The organism is Promicromonospora sp. NPDC050880 (genome assembly GCF_044456525.1).
GTDB lineage: Bacteria > Actinomycetota > Actinomycetes > Actinomycetales > Cellulomonadaceae > Promicromonospora.
Genome location: NZ_JBITFV010000008.1, coordinates 17423 through 36259 on the forward strand (window position 1 = coordinate 17423; position 18837 = coordinate 36259).

The 18837-nt window shown below is 73.7% G+C and carries 20 protein-coding genes; 7 read left to right on the forward strand and 13 right to left on the reverse strand.

The annotated features are described in order from the left end of the window. The first annotated feature begins 10 nt into the window (after nt 1-10). From ACIBBF_RS14670 to ACIBBF_RS14680, 3 genes are read left to right on the forward strand one after another with little or no spacing between them, the layout of a single operon-like run. On the forward strand, nt 11-1534 hold the full coding sequence (locus ACIBBF_RS14670) for a DUF3375 domain-containing protein (RefSeq protein ID WP_397414452.1): 1524 nt from the start codon (nt 11-13) through the stop codon (nt 1532-1534). After that, the gene (locus ACIBBF_RS14675; protein WP_397414455.1) at nt 1527-2255 is read left to right on the forward strand and encodes a DUF4194 domain-containing protein; all 729 of its coding nucleotides are present in this window, start codon (nt 1527-1529) and stop codon (nt 2253-2255) included. Before ACIBBF_RS14670 ends, ACIBBF_RS14675 begins: the two co-directional genes overlap by 8 nt. Beyond that, nucleotides 2252-5617, forward strand: coding sequence for an ATP-binding protein (locus ACIBBF_RS14680; RefSeq protein WP_397414458.1), 3366 nt, complete (start codon nt 2252-2254; stop codon nt 5615-5617). The genes ACIBBF_RS14675 and ACIBBF_RS14680 overlap by 4 nt, the downstream gene beginning before the upstream one ends. 116 nt (nt 5618-5733) lie before the next feature. Here ACIBBF_RS14680 and ACIBBF_RS14685 read toward each other — a convergent pair whose 3' ends face one another. Together ACIBBF_RS14685 and ACIBBF_RS14690 are read right to left on the reverse strand one after the other, a co-directional pair. Continuing rightward, nucleotides 5734-6444 carry an SDR family oxidoreductase gene (locus tag ACIBBF_RS14685; protein WP_397414461.1) on the reverse strand — a complete coding sequence of 237 codons (711 nt, stop codon included), beginning with the start codon at nt 6442-6444 and terminating at the stop codon, nt 5734-5736. Beyond that, on the reverse strand, nt 6444-7706 hold the full coding sequence (locus tag ACIBBF_RS14690) for an MFS transporter (RefSeq protein WP_397414463.1): 1263 nt from the start codon (nt 7704-7706) through the stop codon (nt 6444-6446). The genes ACIBBF_RS14685 and ACIBBF_RS14690 overlap by 1 nt, the downstream gene beginning before the upstream one ends. 77 nt (nt 7707-7783) lie before the next feature. On the opposite strand from ACIBBF_RS14690, the gene ACIBBF_RS14695 reads away from it, so the two are divergent. After that, nucleotides 7784-8248 carry a winged helix-turn-helix transcriptional regulator gene (locus ACIBBF_RS14695; RefSeq protein WP_397414466.1) on the forward strand — a complete coding sequence of 155 codons (465 nt, stop codon included), beginning with the start codon at nt 7784-7786 and terminating at the stop codon, nt 8246-8248. A gap of 61 nt (nt 8249-8309) precedes the next feature. Here the strand turns inward: ACIBBF_RS14695 and ACIBBF_RS14700 are convergent, their stop codons facing one another. The 3 genes from ACIBBF_RS14700 to ACIBBF_RS14710 all read right to left on the reverse strand — a co-directional run bounded on the left by ACIBBF_RS14700 (nt 8310) and on the right by ACIBBF_RS14710 (nt 10846). Beyond that, complete coding sequence (locus tag ACIBBF_RS14700) at nt 8310-8954, reverse strand: M15 family metallopeptidase (RefSeq protein WP_397414469.1); 645 nt, start codon at nt 8952-8954, stop codon at nt 8310-8312. Nucleotides 8955-9021: 67 nt separating this feature from the next. Further along, nucleotides 9022-10116: a sensor histidine kinase gene (locus tag ACIBBF_RS14705; protein ID WP_397414472.1), complete on the reverse strand. Its 1095-nt coding sequence runs from the start codon at nt 10114-10116 to the stop codon at nt 9022-9024. A 10-nt stretch (nt 10117-10126) separates the two neighbouring features. Beyond that, the gene (locus tag ACIBBF_RS14710) at nt 10127-10846 is read right to left on the reverse strand and encodes a response regulator transcription factor (RefSeq protein ID WP_397414474.1); all 720 of its coding nucleotides are present in this window, start codon (nt 10844-10846) and stop codon (nt 10127-10129) included. A gap of 249 nt (nt 10847-11095) precedes the next feature. Between ACIBBF_RS14710 and ACIBBF_RS14715 the strand changes: the two genes are divergently transcribed. Both ACIBBF_RS14715 and ACIBBF_RS14720 read left to right on the forward strand, forming a co-directional pair. Further along, nucleotides 11096-12505: an MFS transporter gene (locus ACIBBF_RS14715; protein ID WP_397414839.1), complete on the forward strand. Its 1410-nt coding sequence runs from the start codon at nt 11096-11098 to the stop codon at nt 12503-12505. 277 nt (nt 12506-12782) lie between these two features. Further along, nucleotides 12783-14051, forward strand: a complete 1269-nt coding sequence (locus ACIBBF_RS14720; RefSeq protein WP_397414476.1) for an ATP-grasp domain-containing protein — start codon at nt 12783-12785, stop codon at nt 14049-14051. A 62-nt stretch (nt 14052-14113) separates the two neighbouring features. Here the strand turns inward: ACIBBF_RS14720 and rpmF are convergent, their stop codons facing one another. Genes rpmF through rpmB form a run of 6 tightly spaced genes read right to left on the reverse strand, consistent with a single transcriptional unit; the run spans nt 14114 to nt 15500 of the window. Next, on the reverse strand, nt 14114-14284 hold the full coding sequence (gene rpmF / locus ACIBBF_RS14725) for a 50S ribosomal protein L32 (RefSeq protein ID WP_397414478.1): 171 nt from the start codon (nt 14282-14284) through the stop codon (nt 14114-14116). Nucleotides 14285-14322: 38 nt separating this feature from the next. Beyond that, on the reverse strand, nt 14323-14490 hold the full coding sequence (gene rpmG, locus ACIBBF_RS14730; RefSeq protein ID WP_119146081.1) for a 50S ribosomal protein L33: 168 nt from the start codon (nt 14488-14490) through the stop codon (nt 14323-14325). Further along, nucleotides 14490-14786: a type B 50S ribosomal protein L31 gene (locus ACIBBF_RS14735; protein ID WP_397414480.1), complete on the reverse strand. Its 297-nt coding sequence runs from the start codon at nt 14784-14786 to the stop codon at nt 14490-14492. The genes rpmG and ACIBBF_RS14735 overlap by 1 nt, the downstream gene beginning before the upstream one ends. Before the next feature lie 16 nt (nt 14787-14802). After that, nucleotides 14803-14925 carry a type B 50S ribosomal protein L36 gene (gene ykgO, locus ACIBBF_RS14740; RefSeq protein WP_020013141.1) on the reverse strand — a complete coding sequence of 41 codons (123 nt, stop codon included), beginning with the start codon at nt 14923-14925 and terminating at the stop codon, nt 14803-14805. A 33-nt stretch (nt 14926-14958) separates the two neighbouring features. Beyond that, nucleotides 14959-15264 carry a 30S ribosomal protein S14 gene (rpsN, locus tag ACIBBF_RS14745; RefSeq protein ID WP_397414482.1) on the reverse strand — a complete coding sequence of 102 codons (306 nt, stop codon included), beginning with the start codon at nt 15262-15264 and terminating at the stop codon, nt 14959-14961. After that, nucleotides 15264-15500: a 50S ribosomal protein L28 gene (gene rpmB, locus ACIBBF_RS14750; RefSeq protein WP_119146075.1), complete on the reverse strand. Its 237-nt coding sequence runs from the start codon at nt 15498-15500 to the stop codon at nt 15264-15266. The genes rpsN and rpmB overlap by 1 nt, the downstream gene beginning before the upstream one ends. Nucleotides 15501-15669: 169 nt before the next feature. Between rpmB and ACIBBF_RS14755 the strand changes: the two genes are divergently transcribed. After that, the gene (locus ACIBBF_RS14755) at nt 15670-16848 is read left to right on the forward strand and encodes a GTP-binding protein (RefSeq protein ID WP_397414485.1); all 1179 of its coding nucleotides are present in this window, start codon (nt 15670-15672) and stop codon (nt 16846-16848) included. On the opposite strand, the gene ACIBBF_RS14760 is transcribed toward ACIBBF_RS14755, so the two are convergent. Together ACIBBF_RS14760 and ACIBBF_RS14765 are read right to left on the reverse strand one after the other, a co-directional pair. Further along, entirely contained in the window at nt 16845-18083 is a 1239-nt protein-coding gene (locus ACIBBF_RS14760) for a sensor histidine kinase (protein WP_397414487.1), read from the reverse strand. The two genes, ACIBBF_RS14755 and ACIBBF_RS14760, sit on opposite strands and share 4 nt — an antisense overlap. After that, a complete protein-coding gene (locus ACIBBF_RS14765; protein WP_397414489.1) occupies nt 18080-18736 on the reverse strand; it encodes a response regulator transcription factor in 657 nt (218 codons plus the stop codon). The genes ACIBBF_RS14760 and ACIBBF_RS14765 overlap by 4 nt, the downstream gene beginning before the upstream one ends. Nucleotides 18737-18837: the final 101 nt, after the last annotated feature.

Consider the following 18837-nt stretch of genomic DNA (forward strand, 5'->3'; position numbering starts at 1 on the left):
CTGAGCGGCGATGATTACTCGTGCAGAGGGTGCTTACCTCGGCGCGCTCCGCGCCTTCCAGGAGCCGATGCTCGACCTGCTGCACCGCAGGTACGCGCCGCTGGTGGTGTCGCTGCTGTCGCTCGTGTTCACGCCCGAGCGGCCCACCGTGCCCGTGGCGGAGGCGCACACCGAGATCGGTGACGCGCTCGACCAGCTCCGGGCGCAGGGCTACGAGCTGCACGCCGACGGCACCCGGGCGATCCCGCTGGGCAGCGCGCGCGAGCTGTGCCGCCAGTGGGCCGACGTCGGCTGGCTGAAACGGCAGATCGTCGACGGAGACGTGGAGGTGTACCAGCTCTCGGCGCACGCGGTCGGCGCGCTGGAGGTAGCAGGGCGGGCCGGGGGCGCGCGGGCGCGGGTCTCGCAGTCGCGCGTGCGCACGCTCCTGGACGCCGTCGAGCGGCTGGCGCAGGACGCCGACCCCGACGTGCTGGTGCGGATGTCGCGCCTGGACGCGCAGATCAGGCGGCTCCAGGACGAGCTGGCGCGGATCCAGCGGACCGGTGAGGTCGACGAGGTGGGTGAGGACGAGCTGCTGGAGGAGGCGGAGAACGTGCTGCACCTCGTGCGCGAGCTGCCTGCCGACTTCGCGCGCGTCGCCGAGTCGCTCCGGGCCATGCAGCGTGACGTGGTGGCGGCCCTGCGGCAGGACGAGCGCCCGTCGGGCGACGTGCTGCGCGAGTACCTGGAGCGCGGCGAGCAGGTGATGACCGCGACGCCGGAGGGGCGCGCCTTCGCCGGCGCGCTGCGCCTGATCGGCGACCCGGAACGGATCGACGAGCTGTCCGTCCAGCTCGACACGGTGCTGCGGCACCGGTTCACAGGCCGTCTGCCGGCGCAGCAACGGGCCGAGCTGCGCGACATCGGGCGGCGGATCGAGCAGGGCGTCGCGGAGGTGATCAAGGCCCAGCGGCAGGCGTCCCACGTCATCACCACGCAGGTGCGCAACCACGACCCGCTGCGCGACCGGCAGGTCGACGAGCTGCTGCGCGAGGTCATGATCGGCCTCCAGGGCTGGATCCCGGGCACTCGGCGCAGCCAGGAGGTGGCCCCGCTGCGCCGCCTGCCGGTGGCCGGCGTGGCGCACCTGCGCCAGTCGACGAGCGACCTGCGGCCGCCGCAGCCGCCCGCCCCGCTGCGCGCGTGGGACGACGCGGAGGCCGACCTGGAGGACGGCGCCCGCGAGTGGGGCGGCCCGCACTACGCCGAGCTGCGCGAGCACCTCGCCGGTTTCGCGGCCGGTTTCGCGGGCCGGTCCGGCGAGGCCGATCTCGCGGCGGCGTTCGGCGCCGCACCCGAACGGATCAGACGGCCGGTCGACCTGCTGGGGCTGCTGGAGATCGCCCACCAGGACGGCATGACCGAGACGGACCAGGTGGCCGTCGTCGAGGCCGTGCGCCCCGACGGGTCCCGCCGTCGGTTCGCGTTCGGCGGCGTGACGGTACGGACCACGCAGGACGCCAGGGAAGACAAGGACACGAACGATGAGTGACACCGCCGTCGAGGACGCCCCCGCCGAGGAGCTCGCGGGCGAGCAGCCGCCCGCCGAGGCGTTCGTCGACCCGGTCCCGATGGAGGAGGACGACGCCGGCCAGTTCGCCGGCGACACCGGCACGCTGGACGCCTCCGTGCGCCGCGTGCTCGTGCGCCTGCTGCAGCGCAGGTTCCTGGTGGCCGACCGCGACCGGGCGCAGTGGCGCACCTTGCTGGAGAACCAGCAGGTGATCGAGTCCCGGCTGCACGACCTGTACGTCCACCTCGTCGTGGACCACGACCGCGGCGTGGCGTACAAGCAGCAGGTGCGCTCCGCCGAGACCGAGGTGCCGATCCTGCTCAAGGACGACCCCTACACGCGCGCCGAGACCCTCGTCCTGGTGCACCTGCGCACCGTGTTCCAGCGCGAGCGCGGTGCGGGCGAGTCGTCCGCCCGCGTCGACGTCGAGGAGGTCGAGCAGACGGTGCTGACCTACTTCGAGCCCGACGACAGGAACCTGGCCACCCGGCAGACCGAGATCCGCAACGCCGTCCGACGGCTGGAGAAGGAGGGGCTCGTCGAGGAGGAGTCCGAGGGCCGGTACCGCGTCACCCCGCTGGTCGAGATCGTGCTGAGCAACGAGCGGCTCGTGGAGCTGCGTACCTGGCTGCGGGAGCAGAACGGCGTCCGCGACGAGGACACCACCGCCACCGCGGCGGGCGAGGAGGACGCACGATGACGATGATCGACACCCTGTTCGGGATGATCCCGGCGGCCTCCACGGGGCAGCAGTGGGTCGCGCGCGACCTCCAGCTCGTCAACTGGGGCGGGTACGACGGACACCACCGCGTGCGCCTGGCGCCCACCGCGACCCTGCTGTCCGGCGGGTCCGGCTCGGGCAAGTCGACCCTGATGGACGCCTACATCGCGCTGCTCATGCCGCACACCACCCCGTTCAACGGGGCGTCCAACGGCAGCGTCGTGGGGCGGCCGCGCGGCAAGGACCAGCGCAACATCCTGTCCTACGCGCGCGGCAAGATCGACGAGTCGCGCACCGACGACGGCACCCGGCAGCGCGTGCTGCGCGGCGACGGGCGCGACACCTGGTCGGCCATCGCCATGACGTGGGCCGACCAGTCCGGCACCGAGTTCACCGCAGTCCGCGCCTGGTACGTGCCCGCCGCCGCGCGCACGCTGGAGGAGGTCGTGGCGCTGCGCGCCACCTGCGACGGCCCGTTCGACCTGCGCGGCCTGGAGCGGGCCGCCGCCCAGCGGTTCGCCCGCGCGGCCGTGACCGACGCCGGGCTCGTGTCCTTCGACACCGACCGGGAGCTCACGGCCCGGCTGCACTCGACGCTCGGCATCGGCGCGTCCGGCGACGGCAACAAGGCCGTCGCCCTGCTCGGCCGCATCCAGGCCGGCCAGCAGATCACCACCGTCGACGCGCTGTACAAGGCGATGGTCCTGGAGGAGCCGGAGACGCTCGCGAAGGCCGACGAGGTCGTGGAGCACTTCGACGAGCTCGCCGGTACCCGCGAGCAGATGATCACCGCCCGGCAGCAGGTGGGCGCACTGTCGCCCATCCGGGAGCACCACGCCGCCGTCGGCCGTTCCGGCGAGCGCCTGCGCGTCATCGACCAGATCGGCTCCTTCACCGACGACGCCGCGCCGGCCGCGCTGTGGCGCAACGAGCGGCGGCTCGGCCTGCTGCGCGCCGTCGAGCACGACCTCCAGGCGGGCCACCGTGACGCGCAGGCGCTCGCGGCGGAGACCGGGTCCCGGATCGCCGCCGCCAAGGCGGAGCTGGACGGCGTGCAGGAGACGCTGCGGGCCTCCGGCGGCGACCGCCTGGCCACGGCGCAGCGCGAGCTGAAGGGCGTCCGCGCACGGCTGGCCGACGTCGCGCGCACCCGCGGGCGTCTGGACGACGCCCTCGGCGTGCTGGAGGCGACGGTCACCACCGAGGCGGAGTTCTCCGCGGTGGCTGCCCGCGCGCGAGCAGCCCTGGACGACGCCGGTGCGAGGAAGGCGGCCCGGGACGGGTTCGGCGAGGCGATGGCGCTGCGCAGCACCGCGCGCGCCGAGCTGGCCGACCTGGAGGCCGAACGGGCGGCGGCCGCGGACCGGCGCGGCAACATCCCCGACCACCTGCACCGGGCCCGCGCCGTGCTGGCCGAGGCGGCGGGGCTGACACCCGAGGACCTGCCCTTCGTGGGCGAGCTGCTGGAGGTGCGCACCGAGTTCGAGCCCTGGCGCGGCGCCTTCAACCTGGCGCTCGGCGGCTTCGCGACCAAGATGCTCATCGACACCGCGCGCATCCAGTCCTTCCGCAAGGCCATCGACAGCGTGCCCACCACCACCCGCATCCGGTTCGAGGGCGTGCCCACCGGCCTGCGCGACGACGTGCGGCTCGACTCGCGCACCCTGCCCGGCCGCCTGGACGTGCGCGGCGGGCCGTTCGCGGGCTGGCTCAAGCACGAGCTGGCGCAGCGTTTCGCGTACGTCTGCGTGGACACGCCCGGGCAGCTCGGGCAGCACACGATGGCCCTGACCCGGTCGGGGCAGCAGTCCGAGGGGCACCGGGGCGCGCACGGCGGCAACCTGCGCGGCAACGTGCTGGGCTTCACCAACGGCCGCGCGCTGGCCGAGCTCGACGAACGGATCGCGCGGGCCCGAGGCCGGCTCGCCGAGGTGGAGCAGCACGTCCAGGACGCCGAGGACCTGCTGAACCGGCACGACGACGAGCTCGACGCGTGCCGCACCGTCAGCGGGCTCGTCTGGGACCAGGTCGACGTGGCCGCGGTGGAGGCCGAGCGCGACCGGTGGGCCGCCGTGATCGACGAGGTCACGGCGGGCAACCCCGAGATCACCCGACTGCGCGAGCAGGCCGGCACGCTCGAGCGGCAGATCGACGAGCTCAACCAGAACCTCGGCAAGACGCGCGCCGCGGCCGAGGCCCTCGAACAGCGCTGGACCGCCGTCACCGACGAGGTCGACGCGGCCCAGCAGGCGCTCGACACCGCCGAGGACGCCGGCATCACCGTCGCCCCCGACCAGCGTGAGTACCTCGACGGGCTGTTCGACGCCGCCGGGCACGACTCCGGGCACGACGCCGGGCACGGCGACGCCGCGGAGGCGCTCGCGGCGTTCGACAGTGCGCTGCGCCAGGCCACCGAACGGCTCCGGGCGGACCGGGAGGCCGCGCAGACCGCGCTCGGCACGGCCCGCGAGGCGCTGCGGCGCACGTTCGAGACGTTCAAGGAACGCTGGCACGACCCCAACCTGGGCATCGACCCCGACGAGTCGTTCGCCGACTACGAGCGGATCCTCACCGACCTGGAGACCAACGGCCTGCACGAGCTGGAGGCCGAGTGGCGCAACAGCCTGCTGCGGCTGTCGGGGAACGACCTCACCGACCTGCACAGCGCGCTGGCCGGGGCGGTGCGCGAGATCAAGGAACGGATCGGGCCGGTCAACGAGATCCTGGCGAACCTGCCGTTCGCGGACGACGACCACCGGCTCCGGATCGACGCGCGCGACAACCAGTCCGCCGTCGTCGGCGCGTTCCGCAAGGAGCTGCGCTCCCTGCGCGAGGCGCTGACCCGTGAGGCCACCGACGCCGAGCGCGAGCGGCGCTACCTGCGGATGGCCCGGGTGGTGGACCGCATCCGCCGCGGCTCGCCCGACTTCGCGGACCTGGTGGACGTGCGGCGGCACGTGCGGCTCAGTGCCGAGAAGGTGGACCTGGACGGCAACCACGTGGCGCACTACGACGGCATCGGCGAGAAGTCCGGTGGCGAGTCGCAGGAGCTGGTCGCGTTCATCGTCGGGGCCGCCCTGCGCTACCAGCTCGGCGACGCCGGGGCGGAACGGCCGCGCTACGCGCCGGTGTTCCTGGACGAGGCCCTGATCAAGGCCGACGCCCGGTTCACGGGCCGGGCCGTGGGCGCCTGGCGCGGCCTGGGCTTCCAGCTCGTGATCGGCGCGCCGAACGACAAGTACAGCGCGCTGGAACCGCACGTGGACCTGAAGTACGTGGTGCTCAAGGACGGTTCGGGGCGCTCGCGCACCAAGGCGGTGGCGGGGGTGGCGGAGGCCTGACCGCCCGCTCCCCGGCCCGGCGGGCGATGTGCCGCGGGTCCTGGGCACGCCCGGAGGCGCGACGTCCTGACGCCTGCGGCAGCAACGCCGCCGCAAAGCGCCAGGACGGGCGGGCCTCAGGAAGCCGCTGCCTGGAGCTGCGGGTAGAGCGCCGACAGCGGGCCGGACAGCGCCTGCTTGACCCGGCGGCTGGTGTCGTCGGCGAGCACCTCCGGCTCGCCCGCCTCCAGGCCGTCGAAGATGGCCGCCACGATGTCGCGCGGGTCTTCCTTGGGCACGTCCAGACGGGCGATCATCGGAGTGTCGGTGTACCCCAGGTGGGCCCCGAGCACATGCGTGCCCTGGCCCAGCAGCTCCACGCGCAGCGCGTTGCTGAACGACCAGAAGGCCGCCTTGGTCGCCGAGTAGGTGCCCAGGGCGAGCCAGCTCAGCGCCGAGTGCAGGTTGACGATGGCGCCGCCGCCGTTCCCGGCCAGCACGGGTGCGAAGGCCTGCGTGACGGCGACCTGCGCGAACACGTTGGTCTCGAACACCGCGCGCACGGTGTCGATCGGCGTGGTCAGCACGGGCTGCCCGCCGTCGGAGATCCCGGCGTTGTTGATCAGGACCGTCGTGTCGGCGGCCTGCTCGGCCGCCGCTGCGACCGACTCGGGGGAGTTGATGTCCAGCGGCAGCGGCACCACGCGGGAGTCGGTCCATTCCCGCGGGGTCCGGGCGCTGGCGTAGACCTTGGCGGCGCCCCGCTGGAGGGCCTCGGCGACGAACGCGCGGCCGAGGCCGCCGTTCGCGCCGGTGACCAGGACCACGGCATTCTTCAGGGCAGTCATCACGAGCTCGCTCTCATCAGGTGGTAGGACGGGGAATCGGTGGGGGTGGACGGCGCGGCGGGGGTGACCGCCGCGGGTCTGACCGCGTCGGGCGCGACTGTCCGGTCACGGGCGGTGAGGACGGCAGCCAGGGCGAGCGCGGCGACGGTCGCGCTGCCCGCGGCGAGTGCGACCTGCAGGCCGAGCCCGGTGGCCAGGCGGCCGACGCTCACGGCCACGACGGCCTGGACGAGGTAGGCGACCAGATAGGCCGACGACGTGGTCGCGGCCCGGTGCGCGGGGCTCGCGCTGCGGGTGACCAGGGTGACGCCGCCGGAGAACAGGAGGCTGTAGCCGGCGCCGCCCACGAGGGAGTAGGCGATCAGCAGCGGCATCGAGTGGGTGGTGCCCGCGACGAGCATCAGCCCCTGGGCGGCGAGCGCGGCTCCGGCGCCGAGGCGCACCGCGGTGGACGCCCGCAGCCGGCCGGCCAGCAGGGCGGTCACCCCGATGGCGGCCGCGGACAGGGCCAGCACCACGCCGTTGACGAAGGCGTCGTCGGACCGCACGGTGTCGCGGGCGAACTGGGCGCCGATGCCGAGGAAGATCGCGCCGAGCGCGTAGGCGGCCGAGACGCCGAGCGCGCCGGCGACGAACGGCAGGCGGTGCCGCGGCGCCGCGAGCGGACGGGGGCGCCAGCGTGCCGGAGCTCTCCGGGCGCGGCGCGGCAGGTACCAGGCCGCCACCACGGCGACGACCACGCCGGCGAGCAGCACCCCGTAGGCCGCGTGCAGCGGGTTGGCGGTGAACTGCACGGTGGCGCCGCCGACGAGCAGCGCGGTGATCAGGCCCACCGCCGACGCCCCCGCGGTGACGGCGCCGGTGCGGTCCCGGCCGTCGTCCGGCCCGGAGGCGGCGATCACGCTGGTGGCCGGGCCGAGGCTGAGCCCCACGCCGACGCCCATGAGCGCGCGCCCCACGAGCAGCAGCGCGAGGTTCGGTGCCAGCAGGAAGGTGAGGGCGCCGAGGCCCAGGACGCCGAGACCGGCGAGGATCGCGCCACGGTTGCCCACGCTCTCCGCGAGCCCGCCGAGCAGCAGGAGCGTCGCGATCAGGGCGACGGGGTAGGCGGCGAACACCGTGGTGGTGACCGCCGTCGTCAGGTGCCACTGCGCGGCGTACACGGGGTACACCAGCGTCGGCGCCGCCGACGCCCAGAGCGCGAGGGCCACGGCGGACGCCGCCGCCCAGCGGCTGCCGCGTGCTGCCCAGGTGAAAGCCATCGGGAGGACTCCTGTCTGAGTTGGGATTCACAACTTAGCACCTAGGTTGGAATCCACAACTCAGATAGGATGTGGTCATGAGCACAACGCCCCGTGAACGCAACGCCCGCTGCTCCGTGGCCCGCAGCCTGGAGATCCTGGGGGAGAAGTGGACGTTGCTCGTGGTCCGCGAGGCCTTCTTCGGCGTCACCCGGTTCGCCGACTTCCGGGCGCGGCTGGGCATCGCCCCGGACGTGCTCACCGCACGCCTGGAGACCCTGGTCGAGGGCGGCGTGCTGGAGCGGCAGCCGTACCGCGACGCGGGTCAGCGGCAGCGCGACGAGTACGTGCTCACCCCGGCGGGAGCCGAGCTCAAGACCGTCATGGCGGCCTTCGTCGCGTGGGGTGATGTGCACCGGCCCTCCGGCTTCGGGCCCTCGGTCGCCTACGTCGACCGGGACACGGAGGAGCCCGTGCGCCTCTCCTTCATCGCCGAGGACGGCCGGGAGCTCGCGCCGGAGGAGGTCGCCCTCGTCCCCGGGCCGGGCGCACTGGAATCCTGACCCGGTCCGGGTCGGGGCCGGCGCCCTGACCCGGCCGGCCGAAGGGGTGCGGGCGGGCGGCTCAGCCCGCCGTGGCGTCCTCCAGCAGCGGGGGACAGGTCCCGCCCGGCGTGGTCAGGAGCTCGAAGTGCCAGATCTCGTTCGCGTACACCTGGCACAGCCCGTAGCCGGGGCCGTGCTCGATGAGCCAGTAGTCCGCCTCGGTCGGCCCGATGTCGACAGCCTTGCCCGTGACGTGCGCGGACGTCTCCGGTGTGGCGACCACGTGCCGGGCGGCCTGGAGGCTGCCGTGCTCGCGGACCGCCTCGTCGAGCAGTCTCTGCTGGAAGGCGGGGCTGCGCCAGCCGCTCGTGATCCAGAGCTCGACACCGTCGGCGGCAGCGTCGGCGGCGGCCTGGCGCACGGCGTCGGCGAGCGCCGGGTCCAGCCGGGTGATCCCGGGAAGGTCGTCGTCGAGCGTGGCCGCGCCGCCGGGGATCTCGCCGCCCCCGAGACCGGTCGACCCGGACGGGGCCGATCCGGGGTCGAGCACCTTGTCGACGGCCTGGACCACGGGCGAGCCGGCACGGTCGAGCAGGGGATAGGCGCCGAGGGCGACGAGCAGCAGGACGGCGGCGGCCAGCGGTGCCGCCGTCGGGCGACCGCGGGTGCGCCTGGTGCGAGCGGTGGCGTGCGCCGGGGGTACCGAGAGGTTCTGTCGGGTCATGCCCCCAGCCCAGCGGGGGCGGTGTTGCCAGGACGTCTCGGTTTTTCGATACGTCGCCGATAGGTGCCTACGGGCTCTGCGTGGCAGGCAGCTCCACGGTGACGCGGAGTCCGCCGTCGGGCCGTGGCACGAGCGTGAGGGTCCCGTCGTGCGCCTGGGTGATGCTCCTGACGATCGCCAGGCCGAGACCGACGCCCGCGTGATCGCTGCGGATCCGGGCGGCGCCGCGCCGGAACGGCTCGGTGAGGGTCGACACGAGCATCGGGGTGAGGGCCGGCCCGGTGTTCTCGACGGTGAGCTGCGCGCCACGCGGCGAGGTCCGGGTGCTGACCCACACGGTCCCGTGGTCGGGCAGGTTGTGCACGATGGCGTTGTGCACGAGGTTCGTCGTGAGCTGCAGCAGGAGAGCCGGCGATCCGCCGGCCAGGGTGATGTCGCCGGAGGTCTCGAGGGTGATGCCGCGTTCCTCGGCGAGGGGGAGCAGCGTCTCGGTGGCCTCCTCCGCCATCAGGGACAGGTCGACCGGTTCCCGGGCGAAGGTCCGCTGGTCGGCGCGGCTGAGCAGCAGCAGGGCCTCCGTGAGGTCGATCGCCCGGGCGTTGACGGCATGGAGCCGTCTGACGAGCTCGTGGGCGTCGGTGTCGGGGTCGCTGCGCGCGACGTCGAGGAGCGCCTGGGTGATCGCCAGCGGGGTGCGCAGCTCGTGCGAGGCGTTGGTGGCGAACCGCTGCTGTTCGGTGACGTGGGCCTCGAGCTGCGCGAGCATGGTGTCGAACGCGTCGGCGAGCTCACGGAACTCGTCACGCCGGCCGGGGAGCCGGATCCGGTGGGTGAGCGACCCCTGCGCCACGCTCCGGGTGACCTCGGTGATGCGGCTCAACGGGCTCAGCATGCGGCCGGCGAGGAGCCAGCCGCCGAGCAACCCGAACGCGAGCAGGAGCCCCAGCGCGACCAGGGCACGCGGGAAGAAGGCGCGCGTCAGGTCGCCCTGGTCGGGGATGAACGAGGGCCCGGGGAATCCGGGCGGCGAGCTCGACTCGGGCGTGTGGATCACCTCGGGTACGTAGCGCAGCAGGAAGAGCCACACCACCGCGAGCAGCAGGACGCCGGCCACCATGAGGAAGCCGGCGTAGCTGAGGGTGAGCTTGAGGCGGACGCTCATCCCGGGCCGCCTAGTCATGGTCCGCGACCTCCTGCCCGGCGCCGGACCCTGCACCCGGGTCGACAGACGACCCCGTGTCGATGCGGTAGCCCACCCCGGGCACGGTGGCGATGACCCAGGGTTCGCCGAGTCGCTTGCGCAGCGCGGAGACGGTGATGCGCACGGCGTTGGTGAACGGGTCCGCGTTCCCGTCCCATGCCCGCTCCAGGAGCTCCTCGGCGCTGACGACGCCGCCCTCGGCCGCGACGAGCACCTCGAGCACCGCGAACTGCTTCCTGGTCAGCGCGACGTAGCGGCCGTCCCGGTAGACCTCCCGGCGGAACGGGTCCACCCGCAGGCCTGCGACCTCCCGCACGGGCGGTCTGCTGACCGCGCGCCTGCGGTCGAGCGCCCGCAGGCGCATGACGAGCTCACGGAGCACGAACGGTTTGGTGAGGTAGTCGTCGGCGCCGAGCTCGAACCCGGAGACCTTGTCGTCGATCCGGTCGGCCGCCGTGAGCATGAGGATCGGGAGGCCGCTGCCGGACGCGACGATCCGCCGGGCGACCTCGTCGCCGGACGGGCCGGGGATGTCCCGGTCGAGCACCACCAGGTCGTAGGAGTTGATGCCGAGCAGCTCCAGGGCGGCGTCGCCGTGCCCGGCGATGTCGGCGGCGATCGCCTCCAGCCGGAGCCCGTCCCGGACGGCCTCGGCCAGGTAGGGCTCGTCCTCCACGATCAGCACGCGCATGTCGGCAGCCTAGGTCGTACGGGCCCGTTCTCGGCGGTTCATCGGGCGTGCCTGCCTGTCCTGGCGACGGAGAGGCTCGGTTGGCGCGGGCAACTATGTAAGGTGCAGGTATTCCCCTCGTGCCCCGGCGGTGCTCGTGCTGCGAGCACACCGAGCGTGCCGAGGTCCGTCCGCTCGTCGAAGGGTCGTCCGCCGCGCATGAAGTTCCGATTCCCTCCCGGTGGTCAGGACCGTTCCCGTCTCACGCGGATGCCGCGCCCGGGCCTGGTGATCGCCGTCCTCGCGTTCGCCGGCATGGGGGCGTCGTTCATGCAGACGATCCTGCTGCCGATCCAGGCGGAGCTGCCGGTGCTGCTGGGGGTGTCCCGCGACGTGACCGCCTGGGTCATCACCGTCACGCTGCTCGTGGCGGCGATCTGCACGCCCATCTCGGGGCGCCTCGGCGACATGTACGGCAAGAAGACCGTCGCGCTCGCGCTGCTCGGGCTGCTGGCGCTGGGCTCGGTGGTCGCGGCGCTGTCGCCGTCGGTGGTGCTGCTCATCGTCGGGCGGGCGCTGCAGGGCATGGGCATGGGTGTGGTCCCGCTCGGCATCTCGATCCTGCGCGACGTGCTGCACCGCGACCGGCTTGGTTCCGGCATCGCCCTGGTCAGTGCGACCCTCGGCGTCGGGGGTGCGCTCGGGCTGCCGATCAGCGCGTTCGTGACCGAGCGCTACGACTGGCACGTCGTGTTCTGGGTCGCGGCCGGGATCGGTCTGCTCGCGCTGGCGCTGGTCGCGTGGGTGGTACCTGTGAGCACCCTGCGCACGGGCGGCCGGCTCGACGTCGTCGGGGTGGCCGGGCTCGCACTCGGCCTGACCGGGGTGCTGCTGGCGGTCTCGCGCGGGAACGACTGGGGCTGGGGCTCGTCCCGCACGCTCGGGCTGCTGCTCGGCGGGCTCGCGGTGCTGCTGGTGTGGGGCTGGTACGAGCTGCGGGTCGAGGAGCCGCTGGTGGACCTCCGGGTGACGGCGCGCGGCACGGTGCTGTTCACCAACCTCGCCTCGATCGCGATGGGCTTCGCGCTGTTCGCCTCGAACGTCGTGTTCCCGCAGCTCCTCGAGCTGCCGACGGCGGCCGGCGGCCTGGGCCTCAGCCTCATGCACGCCAGTCTGGTCCTCATGCCGTCCGGCCTCGTGATGCTCGCCATGTCGCCCGTGGCGGGCCGTCTCGAGCACCGGATCGGACCCAAGCCGCTGCTCGCCGCGGGGTCGGCCGTGATCGCGGTGTCCTACGTGATCGCCGTCGTGGTCGACCTGGACGTGTGGTCCGTGCTGGTGGTCAACCTCGTGGTGGGTGTCGGGATCGGCCTGGGGTTCGCGGCGATGCCCGCCCTCATCATGCGGGTGGTGCCGTCGCACGAGACGGGCGCCGCCAACGGGCTGAACACCCTCATGCGGTCCTTGGGCACGACGTCGGCCGCCGCCGTCGTGGGCGGGGTGCTCGCGGCGGGCGGCGCCGAGTACGAGGGCATCCCGGTGCCCTCCGACGACGCGTTCCGCACGGCCCTCCTGCTCGGCCTGCTCGCCTCGCTCGTGTGCACGGTCCTGGCGCTGCTCATCCCACGCCCGAAGCCCTCGGCGGACGAACACCCGTCGCTCCCGGACGGGGTGCTGTAGCAGTCGGGTCGGGACCCGATCCTGGCGCGACAGGTGGCCTGAGGGGCCGTAGCCTGGGGGCTAGAGAAGGCGAAGTTCGCGAGTGCGGACTTCGCCTACTCGTCCCGCATGCCGTGACAACCGGGGTGCCTGTCCACCGCCTGGTCCTCGCACGCCCCGGACCTGGTTTTCCACAGGTCGCGGACGGACGGCGAGAACGGCCGGCGGATCCGTGGCAGGCTGTGCGGCATGTTGAGAACGACTCCCGTTAGCGCCTGCCCCGGTGAGGTGTGCTGACGTGGCGAACCTGCTCATGATCGAGAGCTGGCTGCAGTCCACCGGTCTCATGCTCCCGCCCCTGCTGCGCGAGTCCGGTCACGAGTACGTGCTGGTTACCCGCGACCCCGACCTGTACCGGCTGCCCGGCGGCGCACCTCACCCCGTGCTGGCGCTCGCCGCCGAGGTGGTGGTCGCCGAGACCAACGACGACGCGGCGCTCGTCGCCGCCGCCCGGGACGTCGCCACGCGGCGCCCCGTCGACGGCGTGCTGACCACGTGCGACTACTACCTGCCCGCGGTGGCCGTGGTCGCCGAGGCGCTCGGCCTGCCGGGCGCACCGGCCGAGGCGCTGCGCACGGCCACGCGCAAGCACCTGGTCCGCGGGGCGCTCGCCGCGGCGGGCGTGCCGGACGTGCCGTTCGCGGTGGCGGCCACGTGGGCGCAGGCGCACAAGGCCGCCGCCGACCTCGGGTACCCGCTGGTGGTCAAGCCGGTGGACATGAACTCCGGGACCGCCGTGCGCAAGGTGACCGACGAGTCCGGTCTCGCGGTCGCCTTCGCGGAGGTCACCGGCCCCGAGCGCAACACCCGCGACCAGCCGCTGGAGCGCCTCGCCCTGCTCGAACGGGTGCTGGAGGGGCCGGAGTACAGCGTCGAGGCCGTGACCCGCGACGGCGTCACGCGGGTGCTGGGCATCACCGCGAAGTCGGTCGCCGAACCGGACGTCGAGGCCGGAACCGGCTTCGTCGAGTCGGGGCACCTGTTCCCGGCGTCGCTCGACCCTGCCGACCGCGCGGCGATCGAGGAGCACGTCGTCGCGGTGCTCGACGCCGTCGGGCTGACTCACGGGATCAGCCACACCGAGGTGCGCCTCACGGCGGCCGGGCCCCGGCTGGTCGAGGTGAACCCGCGGCAGGGTGGTGGCTACATCTTCGAGCTGGTGCGCCTGGTCACGGGCTTCAACCCGCTGCGGGTGCTCGTGGACCTGGCACTCGGCCGCGAGCCCGCCCCGGGCCCCGCGGCGGCGGCCAGCGCGGCGGTCACGTTCCTCCTGGCGCCGTCGGACGGCGTCGTGCGCGGTGTGCGGGGTGCGGAACGCCTGGCCGAGGACGAGCGCGTGGCCGGCCACGAGCTGCCCGCGCCCGGCCGGGCCGTGCGGCCGGGCGACAACAACGAGCGGATCGGCCACGTGCTGGTGGCCGACCCCTCGGGCAGGCGCGCGAAGGCCTGGGCGGACGAGATCGTGGCCGGCCTGGAGGTCGTGGTCGACGCGCCCGCGACGGTCTGACGCACGACGAACGCCCGCCCGGTCTCCCTCGGGAGGCCGGGCGGGCGTTCGTGCGGACGGGCTCAGTCGGGGACGACCAGGCCGCGCCGGACGGCTGGGACCAGCCGGGCCGGAACCCGGACCTGCCGTCCGTCCGGTGTGGTCACGGGGACGAGCTCAGGTGCCTGGGCCGTCCACTGCGCGCGCCGCGACCGGGTGCGGGAGCGGGACATCTTTCTCTTGGGGACCGCCACGGCGGCCTCCTCTCAGTCGGCGCTCGGGAGCGCTGCGGTCAGCGCTCCTCGCGGAAGTCGACGTGCCTGCGGGCCACGGGGTCGAACTTGCGCAGCACCATCCGGTCGGGGTCGTTGCGCCGGTTCTTGCGGGTCACGTAGGTGAACCCGGTGCCCGCCGTCGAGCGCAGCTTGATGACGGGACGGAGGTCGGTGCGCGAGGCCATCACTTACCACCCTTGCTGTTGTCGTTACCGCGGTTGGCGTAGCGCTGCCGGAACTTCTCGACGCGTCCGGCGGTGTCCACCACGCGGGCCGAACCGGTCCAGAACGGGTGGCTGGCGCTGCTGATCTCGACGTCGACCACCGGGTAGGTGTTGCCGTCGGACCACTCGATGGTCGCCGTGGGGCGGCCGGGGCCGGAGTCCGTGTCGCCCGCGAGCGTGGAGCGGGTCAGGAACGTGAAGCCGGCGCTCGCGTCCCGGAAGACGACCGGGCCGTAGGTGGGGTGGATGTTCTTCATCGCTTGCTCCTTCCGCTCAGCCCTGGCGCGCCTTCCAGCGCGGGTTGAGCTTGTTGATCACGAACGTCTTGCCGTGGCGGCGCACGACCTTCGCGCCGGGCTTGTCCTTCAGGGAACGCAGGGATGCGCGAACCTTCATGGGGCGCTCCTCCTTCTCGGTTCGGGGGTCAGGTCACCAGCTGGACTTGGTCACGCCGGGCAGCTCGCCGCGGTGGGCCATGTCGCGCAACCGGATGCGGGAGAGGCCGAACTTGCGCGAGTAGGCGCGGGGCCGGCCGTCCACCACGTCCCGGTTGCGCACGCGGGTGGGGCTCGCGTCGCGCGGCTGGCGGGCCAGCTCGCGGACGGCGGCCGTGCGCTCGGCGTCGGGCAGGTCCAGGTTCCGCAGCGTGCGCCGCAGCTCCGCGCGGCGCTCGGCGTACCGGGCGACCAGCTCGCGGCGCCGGGCGTCGGCGGCGATCTTCGACTTCTTGGCCATCAGACCTTCTCCCCTCGGGCCAGGATCTGGGCGACGACGACGTCGATGCCCCGGCGGTCGATCGTCTTGATGCCGCGGGCGCTCACGCGCAGCGTGACGTGACGGCCGAGCGACGGGACCCAGTACCGCTTCTTCTGGATGTTCGGGTCGAACCGGCGCTTGGTCCGCACGTGGGAGTGCGAGACCGAGTGGCCGAAACCCGGCACGGTGCCGAGCACCTGGCATCTGGCTGACACTTGACCTCCTGTCGCGGCGGGCTCGCCGCGTGTTCCGCCGACCTCGCGGCCGCCGTGGATGAGAACCGTTCTCATGACGCGCTACAGTGAACCAGAACTGAGAACGGTTATCAATTATTCCGGGCCGGTCGTGGCTGCCACCACGGCCGGCCCCGGGCGAGGAGGCAGCATGTTCCCCACCGGAGACCGAACCAGCCGGCGCCACGGAATCATCCCGGTCAGCGTCCTGGCGTGCACCGACCCCGTGCTGCGCGACTCCGCGCTGTTCGGCCTGCTGATGGACGCCCCCGGCGTCGTCGCCGTACGCCACGACATCCACACCGACCACCTCCGCCGCGTGGTCCAGGACGCCACCGGCGTGCTCGAGGACGTGCTCGTCCCCCTGGAGCACGCCTGCCTCTCCTGCGCCGTACGGGAGGACGCCGTGCCCACCATCGCCCGCCTCGCCCACGACGGCCGCTGGTCCCACGTGCTGCTCGCCCTGCCGGTCAGCGCGGAGCCTCTGCCGGCCGCGCGGGCGCTCGCCGCCGAGACCGCGCCCGGCGGCCAGCTCGCGCACACCCGCATCGCGACGTCGCTCGCCGTGATCGACCTGGACGCCTTCGAGGACGACCTGCTCGGCGAGGACACCCTCACCGAACGCGGCCTGGAGCTCACGGCCGACGACGAGCGCTCGGTGGGGGAGGCGCTCGCGGCGCAGGTGGAGCAGGCGGACCTCGTGGTGGCGTGCCGGGGCGAGGCCTCAGGTTCGACCTCAGGTTCAGGGTTGGGTGCCGATGCCGTGCGTGCGACGGCGTCGGGCCTGCTGGACCGGCTGCGCGGTGCCGGGACGCGACGCGTGGACGGCCTGCACGCCGTGACCGCCGCCGGCCTCGCCGCAGGACGCCACTCGCCGTCCCGCGCCGAACGCCGGGCTCACCCCCTGGGCGCGGTGGTGGTCAGCGGCACCGTTCCGGGCGACGGGAGCTGGACGCTGGAGCTGCGCTCGTCCCTGCCGTTCCACCCGGAGCGGCTGCTGGACCGGATCGAGGACCTCAGCGCCGGCCGCCTGCGGGCCCGCGGTGTGTTCCACGTGGCCGACCGGCCCGGCCTGGCCTGCCTGTGGGACGGCGCGGGCGGCCAGCTCGCGGTCGCGGACCTGGGGCCGTGGTCGGAGGTGTGCGCCGGGACGGTGCCGCACACCCGGATCGTGGTGGTGGGGGCCGCCGACGGGACCGGCGCCGAGCGGCAGCGGCTGCTGGAGGCGTTCGGGGCCGCCCTGTGCACACCCGAGGAGGTGTCGGACGGCGTGGCCTGGCTCTGGCGGGAGGACCACCTGGCGCCGTGGCTGGGGGCACGGACGGTCTAGGCGGCGCCGGCGTCCACGGGCCCCGGGGCCGGGAGCGTCGCCCGGACCTCGAGGCCGCCCTCCGGCCGGGCGAGGGCGCGGAGAGTGCCGTGGTGGGCGTCGGTCACGGCCTTGACGATGGCGAGGCCGAGCCCGAAGCCGGTGCGTGCGGCGCCGACCTCGACGGCCTGCGTGCGGTCGGCGCGGTGGCGCCGGAACGGCTCGAACAGGCCGTCCACCTCGTGCGGCAGCACGCGCGGGCCGGTGTTGCTCACGCATACCACCGCCGCGCCGCCCTCGGTGTCCGTGGACACCGCCGCCCAGCCGCCGTCGACGTTGTGGACGAGGGCGTTCTCGACCAGGTTCCGGACGAGCTGTTCCAGCAGCACGGGGTCGCCGGTGGCCGGGGCCGGGCGAAGGTCGGTGCGCACCTCGATGTCGTGCCGCTGCACCCTGGTGACGGTCGCGACCGCGGCGCGGGCGAGGTCGGCGAGGTCGACACGGACCGGGTGCTCGACCGGGTTCGCGCTGTCGGCCAGTACCAGGAGACGGTCGACGAGGGCGGAGCTCTTCTCGTTGAGCTCCAGCAGGGTCCGCCCGAGGTGGGCGGTCTCGCCGGGTACCGCGGGCTTCGTGATCTCCAGCTCGATCAGCGTGCGCTCCAGGGCCAGGGGAGTACGCAGCTCGTGGGAGGCGTTGGCGACGAACCGCCGCTGGGCGTCGAACGCGGCGTCGAGGGACGTGAGCATCGCGTCGAACGAGTCCGCCAGACGCCTGATGTCGTCCCGCGGCCCGGTCAGGGCCAGCCGTTCGGACAGGTCACGCTCCGGTCCGCGCGCGTTCGCGATCCGCTCCGCCGTCCTCGTGATGGCGTGCAGGGGCCGCAGGCCCCGGCCCGCCACCACCCACCCGGTCGCGCCCGCGGCCAGACCGACGGCGAGCACGACCAGGGAGCCCTGGACGAGCAGGGAGTCCAGCGCGGCGTCCTTGATGTCCTCACGGCCCTGCTGGATCTGGGCGGCGATGTCCTCGACGGGCACGGCGGAGCCGTCGGGCAGCGTGACGGTGTCCCGCCCGGACGCCGCGGCCTCCTGGCGCACCAGCGCCAGCCGGTCGTCCGCGGCCTCGCTGCCGAGCTCCGCCTCCAGCCGGTCCTGGACCACGAGGTACAGCAGACCGAGGATCGCGGCCCCGGCGACGAGGAACAGGGTGCCGTACAGGACGGTGAGCCGGCCGCGCAGCCCGAGGCCCCTCATGGGATCCGGTACCCCGCGCCCGGGACGGTGCGGATCATGTCCGGGTCGCCGAGCTTGCGGCGCAGCTTCATCAGCGTCACGCGCACCGTGTTGGTGAACGGGTCGGTGTGCTCGTCCCAGACCCGCTCCAGCAGCTCCTCGGCCGACACGATCGCACCGTCCGCGCGGAGCAGCTCGACCAGCACTGCGTACTCCTTGTTCGCGAGCGCGACCTCGACCCCGCCCCGGGTGACCTCCCGCGTGGACTGGACGACGCGCACGTCGCCCCGCTCCAGCACCGGGCGCACCGCCGGGAGCGCACGGCGGGCGAGCGCGTGCACCCTGGCCGACAGCTCGGCGAAGGCGAACGGTTTGGTGAGATAGTCGTCCGCGCCGATCGCCAGGCCCTCCACCCGGGCGCGGACGGCAGAGGACGCGGTCAGCATGAGCACCCGGGACCGGCCGGGGCCGGCCACGATCCGCCGGCACACCTCGTCACCGTGCACCACGGGCAGGTCGCGGTCGAGCACCACGACGTCGTAGTCCGTGACCGCGACCTTCTCCAGCGCCCGCCCGCCGTCCAGCGCCGTGTCGACGGCGAACGCCTCACGGCCCAGGCCCTCCGCGATCGCGGCCGCCAGGCGCGGCTCGTCCTCGACCACCAGCACCCGCATCGCCGGCCTCCCTCGTTCCTCGGCACCCGTGACCCAGTGTCGCCGATCACGGATAACGCCGGGATAACCAGGCTCACCCGTGGTTACCGCGGCGTTACGGG